The 16,561-nt window shown below is 56.4% G+C and carries 13 protein-coding genes, 2 tRNA genes, 2 rRNA genes and 1 pseudogene; 11 read left to right on the top strand and 7 right to left on the bottom strand.

Annotation, left to right across the window (positions count from 1 at the left end; genetic code table 11):
• Positions 1-3: 3 nt before the first annotated feature.
• From N018_RS15815 to rrf, 4 genes are all read left to right on the top strand, one after another.
• Positions 4-80: transfer RNA gene (locus tag N018_RS15815), tRNA-Ile, on the top strand.
• 128 nt (positions 81-208) lie between these two features.
• Positions 209-284 (top strand) — tRNA-Ala (locus tag N018_RS15810).
• 242 nt (positions 285-526) lie between these two features.
• Positions 527-3,420 (top strand): 23S ribosomal RNA (locus tag N018_RS15805).
• A 156-nt stretch (positions 3,421-3,576) separates the two neighbouring features.
• Positions 3,577-3,692: ribosomal RNA gene (rrf, locus tag N018_RS15800) — 5S ribosomal RNA — on the top strand.
• A 237-nt stretch (positions 3,693-3,929) separates the two neighbouring features.
• On the opposite strand, the gene queD is transcribed toward rrf, so the two are convergent.
• Positions 3,930-4,286 (bottom strand): 6-carboxytetrahydropterin synthase QueD, encoded by a 357-nt coding sequence (gene queD, locus N018_RS15795; protein ID WP_005886646.1) that lies wholly within the window; start codon positions 4,284-4,286, stop codon positions 3,930-3,932.
• Positions 4,287-4,599: 313 nt separating this feature from the next.
• On the opposite strand from queD, the gene N018_RS15790 reads away from it, so the two are divergent.
• The 7 genes and pseudogenes from N018_RS15790 to N018_RS15765 all read left to right on the top strand — a co-directional run bounded on the left by N018_RS15790 (position 4,600) and on the right by N018_RS15765 (position 10,228).
• Positions 4,600-4,908 carry a PepSY domain-containing protein gene (locus N018_RS15790; protein ID WP_024646635.1) on the top strand — a complete coding sequence of 103 codons (309 nt, stop codon included), beginning with the start codon at positions 4,600-4,602 and terminating at the stop codon, positions 4,906-4,908.
• Positions 4,908-5,216: a PepSY domain-containing protein gene (locus N018_RS15785; protein ID WP_024646634.1), complete on the top strand. Its 309-nt coding sequence runs from the start codon at positions 4,908-4,910 to the stop codon at positions 5,214-5,216. Before N018_RS15790 ends, N018_RS15785 begins: the two co-directional genes overlap by 1 nt.
• Positions 5,216-5,884 carry a response regulator transcription factor gene (locus N018_RS15780; protein ID WP_025390177.1) on the top strand — a complete coding sequence of 223 codons (669 nt, stop codon included), beginning with the start codon at positions 5,216-5,218 and terminating at the stop codon, positions 5,882-5,884. Before N018_RS15785 ends, N018_RS15780 begins: the two co-directional genes overlap by 1 nt.
• Positions 5,881-7,200 (top strand): sensor histidine kinase, encoded by a 1,320-nt coding sequence (locus tag N018_RS15775; RefSeq protein WP_024646632.1) that lies wholly within the window; start codon positions 5,881-5,883, stop codon positions 7,198-7,200. The genes N018_RS15780 and N018_RS15775 overlap by 4 nt, the downstream gene beginning before the upstream one ends.
• A gap of 126 nt (positions 7,201-7,326) precedes the next feature.
• Positions 7,327-8,148, top strand: a pseudogene (locus tag N018_RS28655) (cache domain-containing protein); the annotation flags it as partial.
• A gap of 15 nt (positions 8,149-8,163) precedes the next feature.
• Positions 8,164-9,006, top strand: a complete 843-nt coding sequence (locus tag N018_RS28650; RefSeq protein WP_418903484.1) for a methyl-accepting chemotaxis protein — start codon at positions 8,164-8,166, stop codon at positions 9,004-9,006.
• Positions 9,007-9,163: 157 nt separating this feature from the next.
• Positions 9,164-10,228 (top strand): AI-2E family transporter, encoded by a 1,065-nt coding sequence (locus N018_RS15765; RefSeq protein ID WP_024646630.1) that lies wholly within the window; start codon positions 9,164-9,166, stop codon positions 10,226-10,228.
• Between the two features lie 56 nt (positions 10,229-10,284).
• Here the strand turns inward: N018_RS15765 and nuoN are convergent, their stop codons facing one another.
• Genes nuoN through nuoI form a run of 6 tightly spaced genes read right to left on the bottom strand, consistent with a single transcriptional unit; the run spans position 10,285 to position 16,557 of the window.
• Positions 10,285-11,754: an NADH-quinone oxidoreductase subunit NuoN gene (gene nuoN, locus N018_RS15760; RefSeq protein ID WP_024646629.1), complete on the bottom strand. Its 1,470-nt coding sequence runs from the start codon at positions 11,752-11,754 to the stop codon at positions 10,285-10,287.
• 7 nt (positions 11,755-11,761) lie between these two features.
• Complete coding sequence (gene nuoM / locus N018_RS15755) at positions 11,762-13,294, bottom strand: NADH-quinone oxidoreductase subunit M (protein WP_024646628.1); 1,533 nt, start codon at positions 13,292-13,294, stop codon at positions 11,762-11,764.
• Between the two features lie 39 nt (positions 13,295-13,333).
• Complete coding sequence (nuoL, locus tag N018_RS15750) at positions 13,334-15,187, bottom strand: NADH-quinone oxidoreductase subunit L (protein ID WP_025390175.1); 1,854 nt, start codon at positions 15,185-15,187, stop codon at positions 13,334-13,336.
• Positions 15,184-15,492, bottom strand: coding sequence for an NADH-quinone oxidoreductase subunit NuoK (nuoK, locus tag N018_RS15745; RefSeq protein ID WP_003380111.1), 309 nt, complete (start codon positions 15,490-15,492; stop codon positions 15,184-15,186). Before nuoK ends, nuoL begins: the two co-directional genes overlap by 4 nt.
• Positions 15,489-15,998 carry an NADH-quinone oxidoreductase subunit J gene (nuoJ, locus tag N018_RS15740; RefSeq protein ID WP_024646626.1) on the bottom strand — a complete coding sequence of 170 codons (510 nt, stop codon included), beginning with the start codon at positions 15,996-15,998 and terminating at the stop codon, positions 15,489-15,491. The genes nuoK and nuoJ overlap by 4 nt, the downstream gene beginning before the upstream one ends.
• 10 nt (positions 15,999-16,008) lie before the next feature.
• Positions 16,009-16,557 (bottom strand): NADH-quinone oxidoreductase subunit NuoI, encoded by a 549-nt coding sequence (gene nuoI, locus N018_RS15735; RefSeq protein ID WP_024646625.1) that lies wholly within the window; start codon positions 16,555-16,557, stop codon positions 16,009-16,011.
• Positions 16,558-16,561 lie beyond the last annotated feature (4 nt).

Genomic DNA, 16,561 nt, shown 5'->3' with positions numbered 1-16,561 from the left:
TCTGGGTCTGTAGCTCAGTTGGTTAGAGCGCACCCCTGATAAGGGTGAGGTCGGCAGTTCGAATCTGCCCAGACCCACCAGTTTACTGGTGAGATAGCTGGTCAGAGCGCACCCTGCCTTCAAGGTAAAAAACGGTGAGTTCGGATGTTTTGCAGTTCGAATCTGCCCAGACCCACCAATTTTGTGTGGGAAACGCCTGTAGAAATACGGGGCCATAGCTCAGCTGGGAGAGCGCCTGCCTTGCACGCAGGAGGTCAGCGGTTCGATCCCGCTTGGCTCCACCACTTACTGCTTCTGTTTGAAAGCTTAGAAATGAGCATTCCATCGGTCCTGAGGATTGATGCGTGAATGTTGATTTCTAGTCTTTGATTAGATCGTTCTTTAAAAATTTGGGTATGTGATAGAAAGAAATATAGACCGGGCACCTCTTTCACTGGTGTGTGTCCGGGCTAAGGTAAAGTTTGTGAAATGCAAACTTTCGGCGAATGTCGTCTTCACAGTATAACCAGATTGCTTGGGGTTATATGGTCAAGTGAAGAAGCGCATACGGTGGATGCCTTGGCAGTCAGAGGCGATGAAAGACGTGGTAGCCTGCGAAAAGCTTCGGGGAGTCGGCAAACAGACTGTGATCCGGAGATGTCTGAATGGGGGAACCCAGCCATCATAAGATGGTTATCTTACACTGAATACATAGGTGTAAGAGGCGAACCAGGGGAACTGAAACATCTAAGTACCCTGAGGAAAAGAAATCAACCGAGATTCCCTTAGTAGTGGCGAGCGAACGGGGACCAGCCCTTAAGTTGTATTGAGATTAGCGGAACGTTCTGGAAAGGACGGCCATAGTGGGTGATAGCCCTGTACGCGAAAATCCCTTTGCAATGAAATCGAGTAGGACGGGGCACGAGAAACCTTGTCTGAATATGGGGGGACCATCCTCCAAGGCTAAATACTACTGACTGACCGATAGTGAACCAGTACCGTGAGGGAAAGGCGAAAAGAACCGCGGAGAGCGGAGTGAAATAGATCCTGAAACCGTATGCGTACAAGCAGTGGGAGCCCACTTTGTTGGGTGACTGCGTACCTTTTGTATAATGGGTCAGCGACTTATTTTCAGTGGCGAGCTTAACCGAATAGGGGAGGCGTAGCGAAAGCGAGTCTTAATAGGGCGTCTAGTCGCTGGGAATAGACCCGAAACCGGGCGATCTATCCATGGGCAGGTTGAAGGTTGGGTAACACTAACTGGAGGACCGAACCGACTACCGTTGAAAAGTTAGCGGATGACCTGTGGATCGGAGTGAAAGGCTAATCAAGCTCGGAGATAGCTGGTTCTCCTCGAAAGCTATTTAGGTAGCGCCTCATGTATCACTGTAGGGGGTAGAGCACTGTTTCGGCTAGGGGGTCATCCCGACTTACCAAACCGATGCAAACTCCGAATACCTACAAGTGCCGAGCATGGGAGACACACGGCGGGTGCTAACGTCCGTCGTGAAAAGGGAAACAACCCAGACCGTCAGCTAAGGTCCCAAAGTCATGGTTAAGTGGGAAACGATGTGGGAAGGCTTAGACAGCTAGGAGGTTGGCTTAGAAGCAGCCACCCTTTAAAGAAAGCGTAATAGCTCACTAGTCGAGTCGGCCTGCGCGGAAGATGTAACGGGGCTCAAACCATGCACCGAAGCTACGGGTATCATCTTTTGATGATGCGGTAGAGGAGCGTTCTGTAAGCCTGTGAAGGTGAGTTGAGAAGCTTGCTGGAGGTATCAGAAGTGCGAATGCTGACATGAGTAACGACAATGGGTGTGAAAAACACCCACGCCGAAAGACCAAGGTTTCCTGCGCAACGTTAATCGACGCAGGGTTAGTCGGTCCCTAAGGCGAGGCTGAAAAGCGTAGTCGATGGAAAACAGGTTAATATTCCTGTACTTCTGGTTATTGCGATGGAGGGACGGAGAAGGCTAGGCCAGCCTGGCGTTGGTAGTCCAGGTTTAAGGTGGTAGGCTGAGATCTTAGGTAAATCCGGGATCTTAAGGCCGAGAGCTGATGACGAGTGTTCTTTTAGAACATGAAGTGGTTGATGCCATGCTTCCAAGAAAAGCTTCTAAGCTTCAGGTAACCAGGAACCGTACCCCAAACCGACACAGGTGGTTGGGTAGAGAATACCAAGGCGCTTGAGAGAACTCGGGTGAAGGAACTAGGCAAAATGGCACCGTAACTTCGGGAGAAGGTGCGCCGGTGAGGGTGAAGCATTTACTGCGTAAGCCCACGCCGGTCGAAGATACCAGGCCGCTGCGACTGTTTATTAAAAACACAGCACTCTGCAAACACGAAAGTGGACGTATAGGGTGTGACGCCTGCCCGGTGCCGGAAGGTTAATTGATGGGGTTAGCGCAAGCGAAGCTCTTGATCGAAGCCCCGGTAAACGGCGGCCGTAACTATAACGGTCCTAAGGTAGCGAAATTCCTTGTCGGGTAAGTTCCGACCTGCACGAATGGCGTAACGATGGCGGCGCTGTCTCCACCCGAGACTCAGTGAAATTGAAATCGCTGTGAAGATGCAGTGTATCCGCGGCTAGACGGAAAGACCCCGTGAACCTTTACTATAGCTTTGCACTGGACTTTGAATTTGCTTGTGTAGGATAGGTGGGAGGCTTTGAAGCGTGGACGCCAGTCTGCGTGGAGCCAACCTTGAAATACCACCCTGGCAACTTTGAGGTTCTAACTCAGGTCCGTTATCCGGATCGAGGACAGTGTATGGTGGGTAGTTTGACTGGGGCGGTCTCCTCCTAAAGAGTAACGGAGGAGTACGAAGGTGCGCTCAGACCGGTCGGAAATCGGTCGTAGAGTATAAAGGCAAAAGCGCGCTTGACTGCGAGACAGACACGTCGAGCAGGTACGAAAGTAGGTCTTAGTGATCCGGTGGTTCTGTATGGAAGGGCCATCGCTCAACGGATAAAAGGTACTCCGGGGATAACAGGCTGATACCGCCCAAGAGTTCATATCGACGGCGGTGTTTGGCACCTCGATGTCGGCTCATCACATCCTGGGGCTGAAGCCGGTCCCAAGGGTATGGCTGTTCGCCATTTAAAGTGGTACGCGAGCTGGGTTTAGAACGTCGTGAGACAGTTCGGTCCCTATCTGCCGTGGACGTTTGAGATTTGAGAGGGGCTGCTCCTAGTACGAGAGGACCGGAGTGGACGAACCTCTGGTGTTCCGGTTGTCACGCCAGTGGCATTGCCGGGTAGCTATGTTCGGAAAAGATAACCGCTGAAAGCATCTAAGCGGGAAACTTGCCTCAAGATGAGATCTCACTGGAACCTTGAGTTCCCTGAAGGGCCGTCGAAGACTACGACGTTGATAGGTTGGGTGTGTAAGCGCTGTGAGGCGTTGAGCTAACCAATACTAATTGCCCGTGAGGCTTGACCATATAACACCCAAGCAATTTGTTCGAAAGGCCAGATTGCGGTGACTGTGGAGATGACACGAACCGAAGGTTTGCGTCACGAACGACACCTGAACGACTGACTATCACATACCCGATTTGCTGAAGCGCGCCGCAAGGCACGACTCGGTACCCGAATTTCTTGACGACCATAGAACATTGGAACCACCTGATCCCATCCCGAACTCAGCAGTGAAACGATGTATCGCCGATGGTAGTGTGGGGTTTCCCCATGTGAGAGTAGGTCATCGTCAAGATTAAATTCCAAAAACCCTCATCGCTTACGCGTTGAGGGTTTTTGTTTTTTTGGCGTTTAAAAAAAACCATCTCGTCCCTTACATCCTCACAGTCTTCCAGATCAACATGTCATGTCTGGAGCATCGGCTCCCAGGTTGGACAAAGCTCACCCGCCAAGAGCGAATGGATGAAGGCGAGCTAATGCCAGACATAAAAAAACCACCCTCAACAAGGTGGTTTTTTTACGACCGAATATATCAGTCCCCGCGGTATTCACAGCCGCTGGTGCAGGTCTCGTGAATACGGATGGCCGACAGCTCGGGCAGCAATGGTTTCAACTCATCCCAGATCCACTTCGCCAGGTTTTCGCTGGTTGGATTCTCAAGGCCTGGAATATCGTTCAGGTAGTGATGATCAAGACGCTCGTAAAGCGGTTTGAAAATAGCTTTGATTTCGGAAAAATCCCGAATCCAGCCGGTGTGAGGGTCTACCTTGCCAGCCAGATGAATGCCGACACGAAACGAATGCCCGTGCAGGCGTCCACACTTGTGCCCCTCTGGAACATTGGGCAGAAGGTGTGCTGACTCGAACGTAAACTCTTTGAAAATTTCCACTGTGTATAGGCCCCGGAAAAATGGCGATCGCACACGCGATAAATGCAGGCGGCGAGTTTAACAGCAATGACCCGAAACTCCACACGGGCCCTTATCGTTGTACCGATTCCAAATGACTGTGCTCGTGGTGGCCTGCGCATGAGGACGGTCAGCCTCCCAGCGCTGCCGTCTTGCGCGAAAACAGACTTAAGCGCTATTCACTCATTTTTAAGGGCGTTTGATGGCACTCGGCCAGAACTATTCAGCTTGAGTTAAGTTGCAATGGTTAAGGTAATCACCATAAAAACACCTACTGCCATGGATCTACTCGCTGATGAAAACGCGAACAACTCTGCTGACAGCCTTGCCACTGGTTCTGATGACGTGCGTCACTCAGGCGAGTGGCATTGATCCGCACGAGGTGTCGCGTTTAAGCGATGAGGGCACTCTCCACACAAGCGAAAGGCTTGATGCCAAAGCCTTGAGCGAGCACCCCGGCGCCAGAATAATAGGCACACAGCTCAAGAACATATACGGCCGCTACGTTTACAATGTCGAGCTGCGTGATGCGCAGGGGATTGAGTGGGATCTCGAAATAGACGCTGCCACGGGCCGGGTCTACAGGAATCGTCAGGATAACTAATGAATGTCGACAAGCGTCTCTGTGCCATCCTCGGTTTGAGTCTGACCTGCTCCTTTGCGTATGCCAGAGATCTGAATCAGGATGAAGCGCTCAGTTTGCGGCAGCGCGGTGTAATCCTGCCCCTCGAACAATTCATCGAGCGGGCGCTCGGGCTTCACCCGGGGTCGCGTTTGCTGGAGGCCGAGCTTGAAGAAAAAAATAATATGTACGTATATGAATTCGAATTGCTGACGCCGCAAGGCGTTGTCCGCGAGCTCAAGTTCGATGCGCGGGACAGCCGATTATTGAAAGACGAGGATGATGACTGATGCGCCTGCTACTGGTGGAAGACCATGTCCCCCTCGCGGATGAGTTGCTTGCAGCACTGGGACGACAGGGCTATGCAGTCGACTGGCTGGCTGACGGGCGCGATGCCGTCCATCAGGGTGCAACTGAGCCCTACGACCTCATCGTGCTGGATCTGGGGTTGCCTGGCATGTCGGGGCTTGAAGTCCTTCAGCAATGGCGCAGCGAGGGTCTGGCGACTCCAGTGCTGATCCTGACGGCGCGAGGCTCCTGGTCTGAACGTATCGAGGGGTTGAAAGCCGGTGCCGATGACTACCTGACCAAACCTTTCCATCCTGAAGAGCTGCAACTGCGCATTCAGGCACTGCTGCGTCGTTCACATGGCAAGGCCAACCAGCCAACCCTGGAGTCCGCTGGCCTGAACCTGGATGAAAGTCGCCAGTGCGTCAGCCGGGACGGCGTCGATATCCAGCTGACCTCCGCGGAGTTTCGGTTGTTACGTTACTTCATGCTTCACCCCGGTCAGATTCTTTCCAAAAGCCATTTGTCCGAGCATTTGTATGATGGCGAGAACGAGCGTGACTCCAATGTTATCGAGGTTCATGTCAACCATCTGAGACGCAAGCTGGGTCGTGCGGTTGTCGAAACCCGTCGCGGTCAAGGCTATCTCTATGCTGGAGCCGGGGGTTGAAGTCCATACAGAGGCGTCTGAGCCTGGGCCTGATTGCCGTCATGGTGGTAGTCGGTCTGGTAATGGCGCAGACCAGCCTCTGGTTGTTTGAAGTGGGCTTGCAGCGCTATCTGGAGTCCGGGCTGCGCAATGAAAGTGAGAACCTGCTGGTGGCGCTGATTCGCGGGCCATCGGGACTCCAGCTGGATGATCATCGCCTCTCGGGTGCTTATCAACGTCCGCTGTCCGGCCACTATTTTCGTGTTGACCTGCCGCAGGGGCACTGGCGATCGCGCTCCTTGTGGGATTTCGAGTTGCCTCAGCCAGGTACGGGTTTGCATGCCAATCTTGAGCTGGGCAAGACCGGGCAGTCGCTGCTGCTTCTGACAACGGAGTACCGCAAGTTCGGCCAGCATATTTCCATCACCGTGGCGCAGGATTACACCCCGGTAAGAGCCAGCTTCCGGCGTATGCAACAGATTGGTCTGGGCCTTGGGCTTGCTGCATTGATTCTGGTGCTTGTCCTGCAACGCGTGACGGTGCGCAGGGCGCTGCGGCCGCTTGAGACTGTTCGCGAACAGATCTTCCAGTTGCAACAGGGTCAGCGTTCTCAGCTCGATAATCAGGTTCCGCTGGAACTTGAGCCACTGGTTGCCCAGATCAATCACTTGCTCGCACACACCGAAGACAGCCTCAAGCGCTCGCGCAATGCGCTGGGCAATCTGGGGCACGCGTTGAAAACTCCGCTTGCAGTCCTGCTCAGTCTGGCCCTCAGTGGCCAACTGGATGCCAACCCGTCGCTGCGCAAAATCCTTCAGGAACAACTGGAAAACATCCGTCAGCGTCTGGAGCGCGAACTCAATCGTGCCCGCTTGTCCGGGGATGCCTTGCCCGGCGCCCGCTTTGATTGCGACGCCGAGCTGCCGGGCCTGTTTTCCACGTTGGGGATGATTCATGGCGGTCACCTCGATCTCGTCAACGACGTCGAAACCGGCATGTACCTGCCTTGGGATCGTGAGGACATCCTCGAGCTATTAGGCAATTTGCTGGATAACGCCTGCAAATGGGCCGATAGCGAAGTGCGCTTGGGTATTCTTCGCGAAGCGCAGGGTTATTGCCTGCTGGTCGACGACGACGGTCCAGGCATACCCGAATCTCGACGCGCAGAGGTCTTCAGCCGAGGCGCTCGCCTGGATGAGCAGATCACCGGACACGGATTGGGTCTGGGGATCGTGCGCGACATCGTTGAAGCGTGGGGCGGTCAGCTGCAATTGCTGGAAAGCCCGACTGGCGGTCTTCGGGTGCGGATTGATCTGCCTGAGCGCACCGCTCCGTAAACTCCCAGAGCTTTCATATCCATGGGTTTTCATAAAAAAACGGGATAAGTCTTAATGTAGGTCTGATGATGCCGATATCCTGATGGGCACCTCTGTCTTTATAAAAATAACCATAAGGCTAATCCCATGCGTCTCAGTCTGAAAGCCAAGGTTCTGTCACTGGCCGTGTTGCCGGTCCTGATGTTTGCGCTGGTGATCAGTGCCACAACGGTGTTCATGCTGCACAAGCAGGCTGAGCGAGAGGTCAGCGATACGCGAGAGCGCCTGCTCTCCGAGGCCAAGGCAACGTTGCAGAACTACGTTGCGATTGCCATGACGGTCATCAAACCCCTCTACGACGCCGCAGCGCCGGGTGACGAAACCGCGCGCGCCAATGCCATCAAGCTGCTTTCTGCAGTCAGTTATGGCAAGGACGGTTACGTCTTTGGCTATGACTCACAGGTAATCCGCATTTTTCGCAGCACCAGTCCGGATGGTGTGGGGAAGAGCTTCAATGACGCCCGCGATGCAAATGGGGTTTACATCAACCGGGAGTTGGTAGCGGTCGGCAAGGCTGGCACTCACTACGTGATGTATTCCTCGGCGCTGCCTGGCAAGACCGAACCTGTGCCCAAAATCGGCTACACGGATTACCTGCCCAAGTGGGATCTGGTCATTGGCTCTGCCGTCAACCTTGACGGCATCGACGCTCAGGTGGCCTTAGTCAGGCAGAACGTCGAAGCACGTTTGCAGGAGATGCTTTACAGCATTCTGGGAATTACAGTTCTGGTGCTCGTCATCATCAGTGTGATCGGGATGTTGATGACCGGCACCTTGCTGCGTCCGTTGGGTTTGATGAAAAACAACCTGGACGACATTGCAGCAGGCGAGGGCGACCTGACTCGGCGTCTTGCCATTACCAGCAACGATGAGCTGGGTGATCTGGCAGGCTCGTTCAACCGTTTTGTCGACAAGATTCACGGCATGGTCCGCCAGGTCAGTGATATGACCAGGCAGCTCAGCGGCTTGGTGGGTGAGGTCTCGGCACAGGCGCAACGTTCAGAGACCGCCATGGATCGTCAACGCCATGAAACCGATCAGGTGGCCACCGCGATCAACGAAATGTCGGCAGCTGCGCAGGAAGTCGCCAAGAGTGCTCAAGGTGCTTCGGTGGCTGCTCAGCAGACCGATGAGCAAGGGCGAGCCGCCAAACGTGTGGTAGATGGCAGTATCAGGCAGATTCATGCGCTGGTGGATGACATTCGTAAAAGCGGCTCGTCTCTGGACGTCCTGCAGAAGGATGTTTCTTCGATCGTCAGTGTGTTGGGAGTCATTCGCTCGATTGCCGAACAGACCAACCTGCTGGCACTCAACGCCGCTATCGAGGCCGCGAGGGCGGGGGAGGCGGGACGGGGCTTTGCCGTAGTTGCCGATGAGGTTCGGGCGCTGGCCAGTCGTACCCAGCAAAGCACTCAGGAAATCCAGGGCATGATCGATCGCCTGCAACAGGGTACTCAGGAGGCGGTCACGGCCATGCGCCGATCCAGCGAGGCCGGCGACGGTACGTCGACGCAAGCCAACGAAGCGGGCCTGTCGCTGGTGACCATCGGCGAGCTGATCGCGACCATCAATGCCATGAACGCGCAGATCGCCAGCGCCGCCGAAGAACAGACGGCAGTGGCTGAAGAAATCAATCGCAGCGTTCACCAGATCGCTGGCGCAGTTGAAAGCGTGGCCGATGAGACGCGGCAGAGTGCCCAGACTTCACGCAGCCTCGCCGAGCTGGGCGCCAGCCTCGACAGGCTGGTAGGTCAATTCCGGGTGTGACGTTGACTGGCAGGGTCGAGAGACCCTGTAGATGCCTGCGGTGTCGCTTCCAGAAAAGTTGACGTCATATGGCCTTCATCTGATGGCACTCGTACGCCCATGTGCTGACTAAGCTCTAGACCGCGCGCAAGGTGCGGTTTACTCACATGGACAGGACATGAACGAAACCACGTTGCAATATAAAACCCTCATTCTGCTGTTAGTGCTGGTGACCATCGCCTTCATATGGATTTTGCTGCCATTCTACGGCGCGGTGTTCTGGGCAGTCATCCTCGGGATTATTTTTGCGCCGGTGCAGCGCAGGCTGCAGATCAAGTTCAACTGGTCCCGCAATCTCACCTCCCTGTGTACCCTGACGATCTGTCTGGTCATCGCGATTCTTCCAGTAATCGTTATCAGCGCTTTGCTGGTTCAGGAGGGCACCACGCTGTACAAGAACGTCGAAACCGGGCAGCTGGATATCGCTGGCTATCTGGCCGAGTTCAAAAATCTATTGCCGCACTCGATTCAGGCATTGCTCGATCGTCTGGGCATGGGCGACCTTGAAGGGCTGCGCGACAAGATTACCAAAGGCGCGATGCAAGGCAGCCAATACCTGGCGACTCAGGCATTCAGCTTTGGGCAAGGCACCTTCGATTTCGTGGTAAGCGTCTTTATCATGCTGTACCTGCTGTACTTCTTCTTGCGCGATGGCCAGGAACTGGTTCGCAAGATACGTACTGCGGTGCCACTGGGCGAACAGCAAAAACGCCGTTTGCAGCTCAAGTTCACCCGCGTGGTACGCGCCACAGTCAAAGGCAACGTAGTCGTCGCGGTGACGCAAGGTGCGCTGGGTGGTTTCATCTTTTGGGCGCTGGACATCCCGAGCGCCTTGCTCTGGGCCGTGATCATGGCCTTCCTGTCGCTGTTGCCGGCAGTCGGCGCAGGGATCGTCTGGGCACCGGTGGCCGCTTACTTCCTGCTCAGCGGAATGATCTGGCAGGGCGTGGTACTGGGCTTGTTCGGTGTGTTTGTGATCGGACTGGTGGACAATGTGCTGCGTCCGATTCTGGTCGGTAAGGACACCAAAATGCCGGATTACCTGATCCTGATTTCTACTCTGGGCGGTATGTCGGTCTTTGGTCTGAATGGCTTTGTGATCGGGCCTCTGGTGGCGGCGCTGTTCATCTCCAGTTGGGGACTGTTCAGCGGTGCCAAGAAGCCGGTAAAGCTGCCGGGCTAGTTTTTCCAAGGCAAAAAAAACCCTGCTCGACGGCAGGGTTTTTTATTTGCGGATGATCAGCCTGCTACGTGCAGACCCGCATTGACCACCAGATCCAGCAGCGGTTGCGGGTATACACCCAGCACGAAAGTCAGGATCGCAACGGCCAGCAGCATGACGCCACCCGTGCGCTGTGCCCAGTTGATTGCTGCGTCGTGACGCGGCATCTTGTTGTCGACTAGGTACATGGTGACCATCACCCGCAGGTAGTAGAACAGGCCGATGGCGCTGCCGATTACCAGCGCACCGACCAGCCACCACAGCTGCGACTCAACGCCAGTGGCCATGATGTAGAACTTGCCGATGAAGCCTGCGGTCAGCGGAATGCCGGCCAGCGACAACATCATCAGGGTCATGACCGCAGTCAGATAAGGACGGCGCCAGAACAGGCCGCGGTATTCGAACATCGCATCTGCATCACGCCCGCTGTAAGGCGAGGACATCATGGTGATTACACCGAAACTGCCCAGCGAGGTCAGGACGTAGGTCACCAGATAGACGCCAATCGCCTCAACCGCCATGCCCTTGCTGGCCACCAGCGCGATCATCAGGTAACCGAAGTGCGCGATGGACGAGTAACCCAGCAGACGCTTGAGGTTGGTTTGAGTCAGTGCCAACAGGTTGCCGACCAGGATCGACGCCACGGCAATCACTGCCAGTACGTCGTGCAGCACGCCGCTGCTTGCTGCCGGGGAGATCTGGAACAGACGCACCAGCACCGCGAACACCGCAACCTTGCTGGCTGTTGCCAGAAACGCTGCAACAGGAGCAGGCGCACCTTCGTAAACGTCCGGCGTCCACAGGTGGAAGGGGACCAGTGACAGTTTGAAGGCGAGCCCCACAACCATCATGCCCAGACCCAGGCTGGCAATCGGGCTTGGCATGCCGGTGGCTGCAATGGCTTTGCCGATCCCTTCAAAACTCAGCGAACCTGCTTCTGCGTACAACAGCGCCATGCCGAACAGCAGAAATGCCGAACCGGCTGCCGACAGCACCATGTACTTGATGCCGCCTTCCAATGAACGCTTATTGAAGAAGGCATAAGCCACCAGACCGTATACCGGCACCGACAGCAGTTCCAGACCGATGAACAGTCCAGCGAGGTGCTGCGCGCTGACCAGCACCAGGCCACCGGCGGCGGCCAGCAGGATGAGCAGGTAAAGTTCTTCGCGATTGCCTGGATAACCCACCTTGCCGTCACCCAGATAGGCGTGCGCCATGGTCACGCACGCCAAAGTAGAGGCAAGGATGATCGCCATGTACAGGCAAGCGAAGTTGTCGATGTGCAGCAGCGGTGTTACCACCAATGGGGCAACTTTCAGTGCGGGGTAAATCGACAGGAGTGCCAGGTTGAGGCCTGCTACCGACAGCAGGAATGTTTGCGAGTGATTGCGGCGCCATGCAATCGCCAACATCACCACGACAACGGTGAGGCTGGTGATCAGCAGTGGCGCAAGCGCAATAAAGTGTTGAATCGTCAGGTCCATAGCGCTCTTACCGGGCCGAAGCGAGTTGAGTGAAGGCAGTGCCTAGCCATTGCTGCACGCCGTGCATGGTCGCTGCCGAGGTGTCGAGGAACGGCTGCGGGAAAACCCCGAGCACGATCAGCAACACGGCAAGGCCCAGCACCATGATCATTTCCCGTCCGTCCATGCCTTTCAGAACCTCGTCGGATTTCGACGGGCCGAAATAGGCGCGGTGGATCATGATCAGCGAGTAGACAGAACCAAACACCAGACCAGAAGTGGCAATCGCCGTGATCCATGGCGAGCTGGCGAAACTGCCCATCAGAATCAGGAACTCGCCGACGAAGTTGCCGGTGCCCGGCAGGCCCAGAGAGGCGGCTGCGAAGAACAGGCTGATCGCCGGTATGTAAGCGATGCGCGACCACAGGCCACCCATTTCACGCATGTCCCGAGTGTGCAGACGCTCATACAACTGACCGCTGAGAATGAACAGTGCGGCGGCCGACAGACCGTGCGCGATCATCTGGATCAGCACGCCTTGCAGCGCTTGCTGACTGCCGGAGTAGATGCCGATCAGCACGAAGCCCATGTGCGACACACTGGAGAACGCGATGAGGCGTTTGATGTCGGTCTGGGCGAACGCCAGGAATGCACCGTAGAAGATACCGACCAGACCCAGGCCCATCGCAATCGGCGCGAATTCGGCCGATGCATTGGGGAACAGTGGCAGGGCGAAGCGCAGCAGGCCGTAGGCAGCGGTTTTCAGCAGGATACCGGCGAGGTCGACGGAACCGGCAGTCGGTGCCTGTGCATGCGCATCCGGCAGCCAGGAGTGCAGTGGCACGACCGGCAACTTCACCGCGAAGGCGATGAAGAAGCCCAGCATCAGGATGTACTCGGTACCCGGCGCCAGTTTGGTCTTCAGCAGATCAGCGTAAGCAAAGGTGATTACGCCGGTCTGATTGAAGTGCACCAGCACCAGACCCAGGATCGCCACCAGCATGATCAGGCCGCTGGCCTGAGTGAAGATGAAGAACTTGGTCGCCGCGTAGATCCGGGTCTTCTTGCCGTCCGAAGAGCTATGACCCCAGAGCGCGATGAGGAAATACATCGGCACCAGCATCATTTCCCAGAAGAAGAAGAACATGAACAGGTCGATGGCCAGGAACACGCCGACGACACCGCCCAGAATCCACATCAGGTTAAGGTGGAAGAAACCCACCTTGCGCTGGATTTCCTTCCACGAGCACAGCACCGACAACACGCCGAGCAGGCCGGTCAGCAGGATCATCAGCAGCGACAGGCCATCGAGTGCCAGGTGCACGTCGATGCCGAAGCGGGTGATCCACGGGTGGTGGAACTCCAGGGTCCAGGTCGGATCGGCACCGGGCACTGGCGCATAGCCAAAGTTGCCGGTTGCCCACAGCCAAAGGCCGAGAACCAGTTCGAGGGTCATTGTCAGCAGCGCGATCCAGCGCGGCAGGGTAGGGCCGAAGCGCTCACCCAGCCAGCACAGCAGGCCGCCGATAAAGGGGATCAGGATTAGCCAAGGCAGAATCATGACGGGCTCAATTCCTTTCGCAAATTCGCAAGGTTCATGTCAGACCGCAACCAGAACGACGGCACCGAGTACCAGAACGGCACCTATGGCAATCGAGGCAGCATACCAACGCAACTGGCCGGTCTCGGTGCGGCTCATGGTGTCATGACCGCCTTTGACCAGACGTGGGATCAAGCCGATGGTGCGGTCGAACGGATCGCTACGCAGCAGGTGACTGATCGCCAGATAAGGTTTGACGAACAGCTTGTCGTAGATCCAGTCGAAGCCCCAGGCGGCGAACCACCAGGCTGAAAGGAAGCGACCCGGACCGCTGTTGGCGATAGCCGTTGCCAGACGGCGCTTGCCGAGAAACAGCAGCGCTGCCAGCAGAATACCGGCCAGAGCAATGGCCCCCGAGGCGATCTCCAGGCTGTGCTTGGCTTCGCCACCGGCATGGCCCACGCTTTGCGGCAGAACGCCGGCCAGTGGCGGGGTGATCAGTGCGCCGATGAATGTCGACAACACGATCAGCACCGACAGTGGCAGCCAGTGAGCGACGCCATGGCCCGCATGCGCTTCGGTCTTGGCTTCACCGTGGAATGCGATGAAGATCAGGCGGAAGGTGTACAGCGAGGTCATGAACGCGCCGACCAGACTGGCATACAGCAAGGCATTGTTGCCGCTGGCGAACGCTTCCCAGAGGATTTCGTCCTTGGAGTAGAAACCGGCCGTCAACAGTGGCAGGGCAGACAGTGCCGCACCGCCGACAATGAAGCTGGCATAGGCCAACGGCAGTTTCTTCCACAGGCCGCCCATCTTGAAGATGTTCTGCTCGTGGTGGCAGGCAACGATGACCGCACCGGACGCAAGAAACAGCAGCGCCTTGAAGAAGGCGTGTGTCATCAGGTGGAAGATCGCGCCGTCCCAGGCACCCACGCCCAGCGCCAGGAACATGTAGCCGATCTGGCTCATGGTCGAGTAGGCGAGGATACGTTTGATGTCGGTCTGCACCAGTGCTGCAAACCCTGCCAGAACCAGGGTCACACCACCGACGATGCCCACAAGATGCAGAATATCCGGTGCCAGCACGAACAGGCCGTGGGTCCGTGCGATCAGGTAGACACCTGCGGTAACCATGGTGGCAGCGTGGATCAGCGCCGAAACCGGAGTAGGACCGGCCATCGCATCTGCCAGCCAGGTTTGCAGCGGCAGCTGTGCGGATTTACCGACGGCGCCACCCAACAGCATCAGCGTCGCCAGCACAATCCAGAAATCGCCGACCTTGAAGTGCTCAGGTGCCTTGACCAGCAGTTCCTGCACATTGAGCGTACCCAGTTGCTGGAACAGGATGAACATGCCGATGGCCATGAACACGTCACCGATACGGGTGACGATAAAGGCCTTGAGCGCTGCATTACCGTTGTTGCGGTTGCTGTAATAGAAACCGATCAGCAGGTAACTGCACAGGCCCACGCCTTCCCAACCAAAGTAGATGAACAGCAGGTTGTCGCCCAGAATCAGGAACAGCATGCTCGCGATGAACAGGTTGGTGTAAGCGAAGAAGCGCGAATAACCTGCTTCACCGCGCATGTACCAGGACGCGAACAGGTGAATCAGGAAGCCGACGCCAACCACCACGCCCAGCATCGTGACGGACAGACCGTCCAGATACAGCGCGAAGTTTGGCTGGAAGCCCGCGACGTCCATCCAGCGCCACAGCACCTGAGTGTAATGACCACCCTCTGGCGGAGCGACGTTGAACTGCCAGATGATCCAGGCCGTGACGATGGCTGATAAACCAATCGAGCCGACGCCTATCAGCGCCGCGAGGTTTTCCGAGATGCGTCCACGAGAGAACGACAGCAGCAGAAAACCGATGAGGGGAAATACGAAAGTCAGAAAGAGAAGATTCATCCGCGCATCTCGCTGGCAGCATCGATATCGAGAGTGTGGAAGCGGCGATACAGTTGCATCAGGATCGCCAGGCCAATACTGGCCTCGGCCGCCGCAAGGCTGATCACCAGAATGAACATAACTTGCCCATCCGGTTGAGCCCAGCGACTGCCGGCAACTACGAACGCCAGCGCAGCCGCGTTCATCATGATTTCCAGGCTCATCAACACGAACAGAATGTTGCGGCGCACCATCAGGCCGACCAGACCCAGGCAGAACAGGACCCCGGCGACGGCCAGACCATGTTCAAGAGGAATAGCATTCATTGGCTTGGCTCCTTGGCCTCGTTGCGGCCCAGATGGAATGCCGTGATGGCTGCAGCAAGCAGCAGCATCGAGGCGAGTTCCACTACCAGCAGATAAGGCCCGAACAGGCTGATGCCGACCGCCTTGGCGTCGACTGTGGTGTGGCCGATGGCAGCGCCGGTCGGGTTGGCAAACAGGACATACAGCAACTCGGCGAGCAGCAGCGCGCCGAGAATGACCGGGCCAATCCAGATGCCGGGCTTGAGCCAGGCGCGTTCCTGCTGAACCGAGGCCGGGCCAAGGTTCAACATCATCACCACGAACACAAACAGGACCATGATCGCACCAGCATAGGCAATGACTTCCAGAACCCCGGCAAACGGTGCGCCCAGGCTGAAGAAGGTCATGGCTACGGCGATCAGCGAAATGATCAGGTAGAGCAGGGCATGCACCGGATTCGTGTTGGTGACCACCCGCAGGGTGGACACAACAGCGATACCGGATGCGAAATAGAAAGCGAATTCCATCTTTACTTCCTTAAGGCAGCAAGCTCTTGACGTTGATCGGCTCGGCTTCATTCTGCGCAGCGCCCTTGGGCTTGCCGCCAATAGCCATACCGGCAACGCGATAGAAGTTGTATTCAGGGTTCTTGCCGGGACCGGAGATCAACAGATCTTCCTTTTCGTAGACCAGATCCTGACGCTTGAAGTCGGCCATTTCGAAGTCCGGCGTGAGCTGGATCGCGGTGGTCGGGCAGGCTTCTTCGCACAGGCCGCAGAAGATGCAGCGCGAGAAGTTGATACGGAAAAAGTCCGGATACCAGCGACCGTCTTCCGTTTCAGCCTTCTGCAACGAAATGCAACCGACCGGACAGGCCACGGCGCACAGGTTACAGGCCACGCAGCGTTCTTCTCCGTCAGGATCACGGGTCAGGACGATACGGCCACGGTAGCGCGGTGGCAGATACACCTGTTCTTCGGGGTATTGCAGGGTGTCGCGTTTGCGGAAGCCGTGACCGAATACCATCACCATGCTGCGCAACTGGGTACCCGTACCCTTAACGATGTCACCAATATATTTGAACATGGGT

The sequence above is a fragment of the Pseudomonas syringae CC1557 genome (assembly GCF_000452705.1).
In the GTDB taxonomy this organism is placed as follows: domain Bacteria; phylum Pseudomonadota; class Gammaproteobacteria; order Pseudomonadales; family Pseudomonadaceae; genus Aquipseudomonas; species Aquipseudomonas syringae_F.
The sequence above is the reverse complement of the archived record's forward strand: the minus strand, read 5'-3'. Positions and strand labels throughout refer to the sequence as shown.

What these genes read in the sequence shown, in the direction of transcription:
- N018_RS15785 (WP_024646634.1), top strand. Translation starts at nt 4,908, where the DNA reads ATGAATGTCGACAAGCGTCTCTGTGCCATCCTCGGTTTGAGTCTGACC.
- nuoM (WP_024646628.1), bottom strand. Translation starts at nt 13,294, where the DNA reads ATGATTCTGCCTTGGCTAATCCTGATCCCCTTTATCGGCGGCCTGCTG.
- nuoJ (WP_024646626.1), bottom strand. Translation starts at nt 15,998, where the DNA reads ATGGAATTCGCTTTCTATTTCGCATCCGGTATCGCTGTTGTGTCCACC.
- N018_RS15790 (WP_024646635.1), top strand. Translation starts at nt 4,600, where the DNA reads ATGAAAACGCGAACAACTCTGCTGACAGCCTTGCCACTGGTTCTGATG.
- nuoK (WP_003380111.1), bottom strand. Translation starts at nt 15,492, where the DNA reads ATGAATGCTATTCCTCTTGAACATGGTCTGGCCGTCGCCGGGGTCCTG.
- N018_RS15780 (WP_025390177.1), top strand. Translation starts at nt 5,216, where the DNA reads ATGCGCCTGCTACTGGTGGAAGACCATGTCCCCCTCGCGGATGAGTTG.
- N018_RS15765 (WP_024646630.1), top strand. Translation starts at nt 9,164, where the DNA reads ATGAACGAAACCACGTTGCAATATAAAACCCTCATTCTGCTGTTAGTG.
- nuoN (WP_024646629.1), bottom strand. Translation starts at nt 11,754, where the DNA reads ATGGACCTGACGATTCAACACTTTATTGCGCTTGCGCCACTGCTGATC.
- nuoL (WP_025390175.1), bottom strand. Translation starts at nt 15,187, where the DNA reads ATGAATCTTCTCTTTCTGACTTTCGTATTTCCCCTCATCGGTTTTCTG.
- nuoI (WP_024646625.1), bottom strand. Translation starts at nt 16,557, where the DNA reads ATGTTCAAATATATTGGTGACATCGTTAAGGGTACGGGTACCCAGTTG.
- N018_RS28650 (WP_418903484.1), top strand. Translation starts at nt 8,164, where the DNA reads ATGGTCCGCCAGGTCAGTGATATGACCAGGCAGCTCAGCGGCTTGGTG.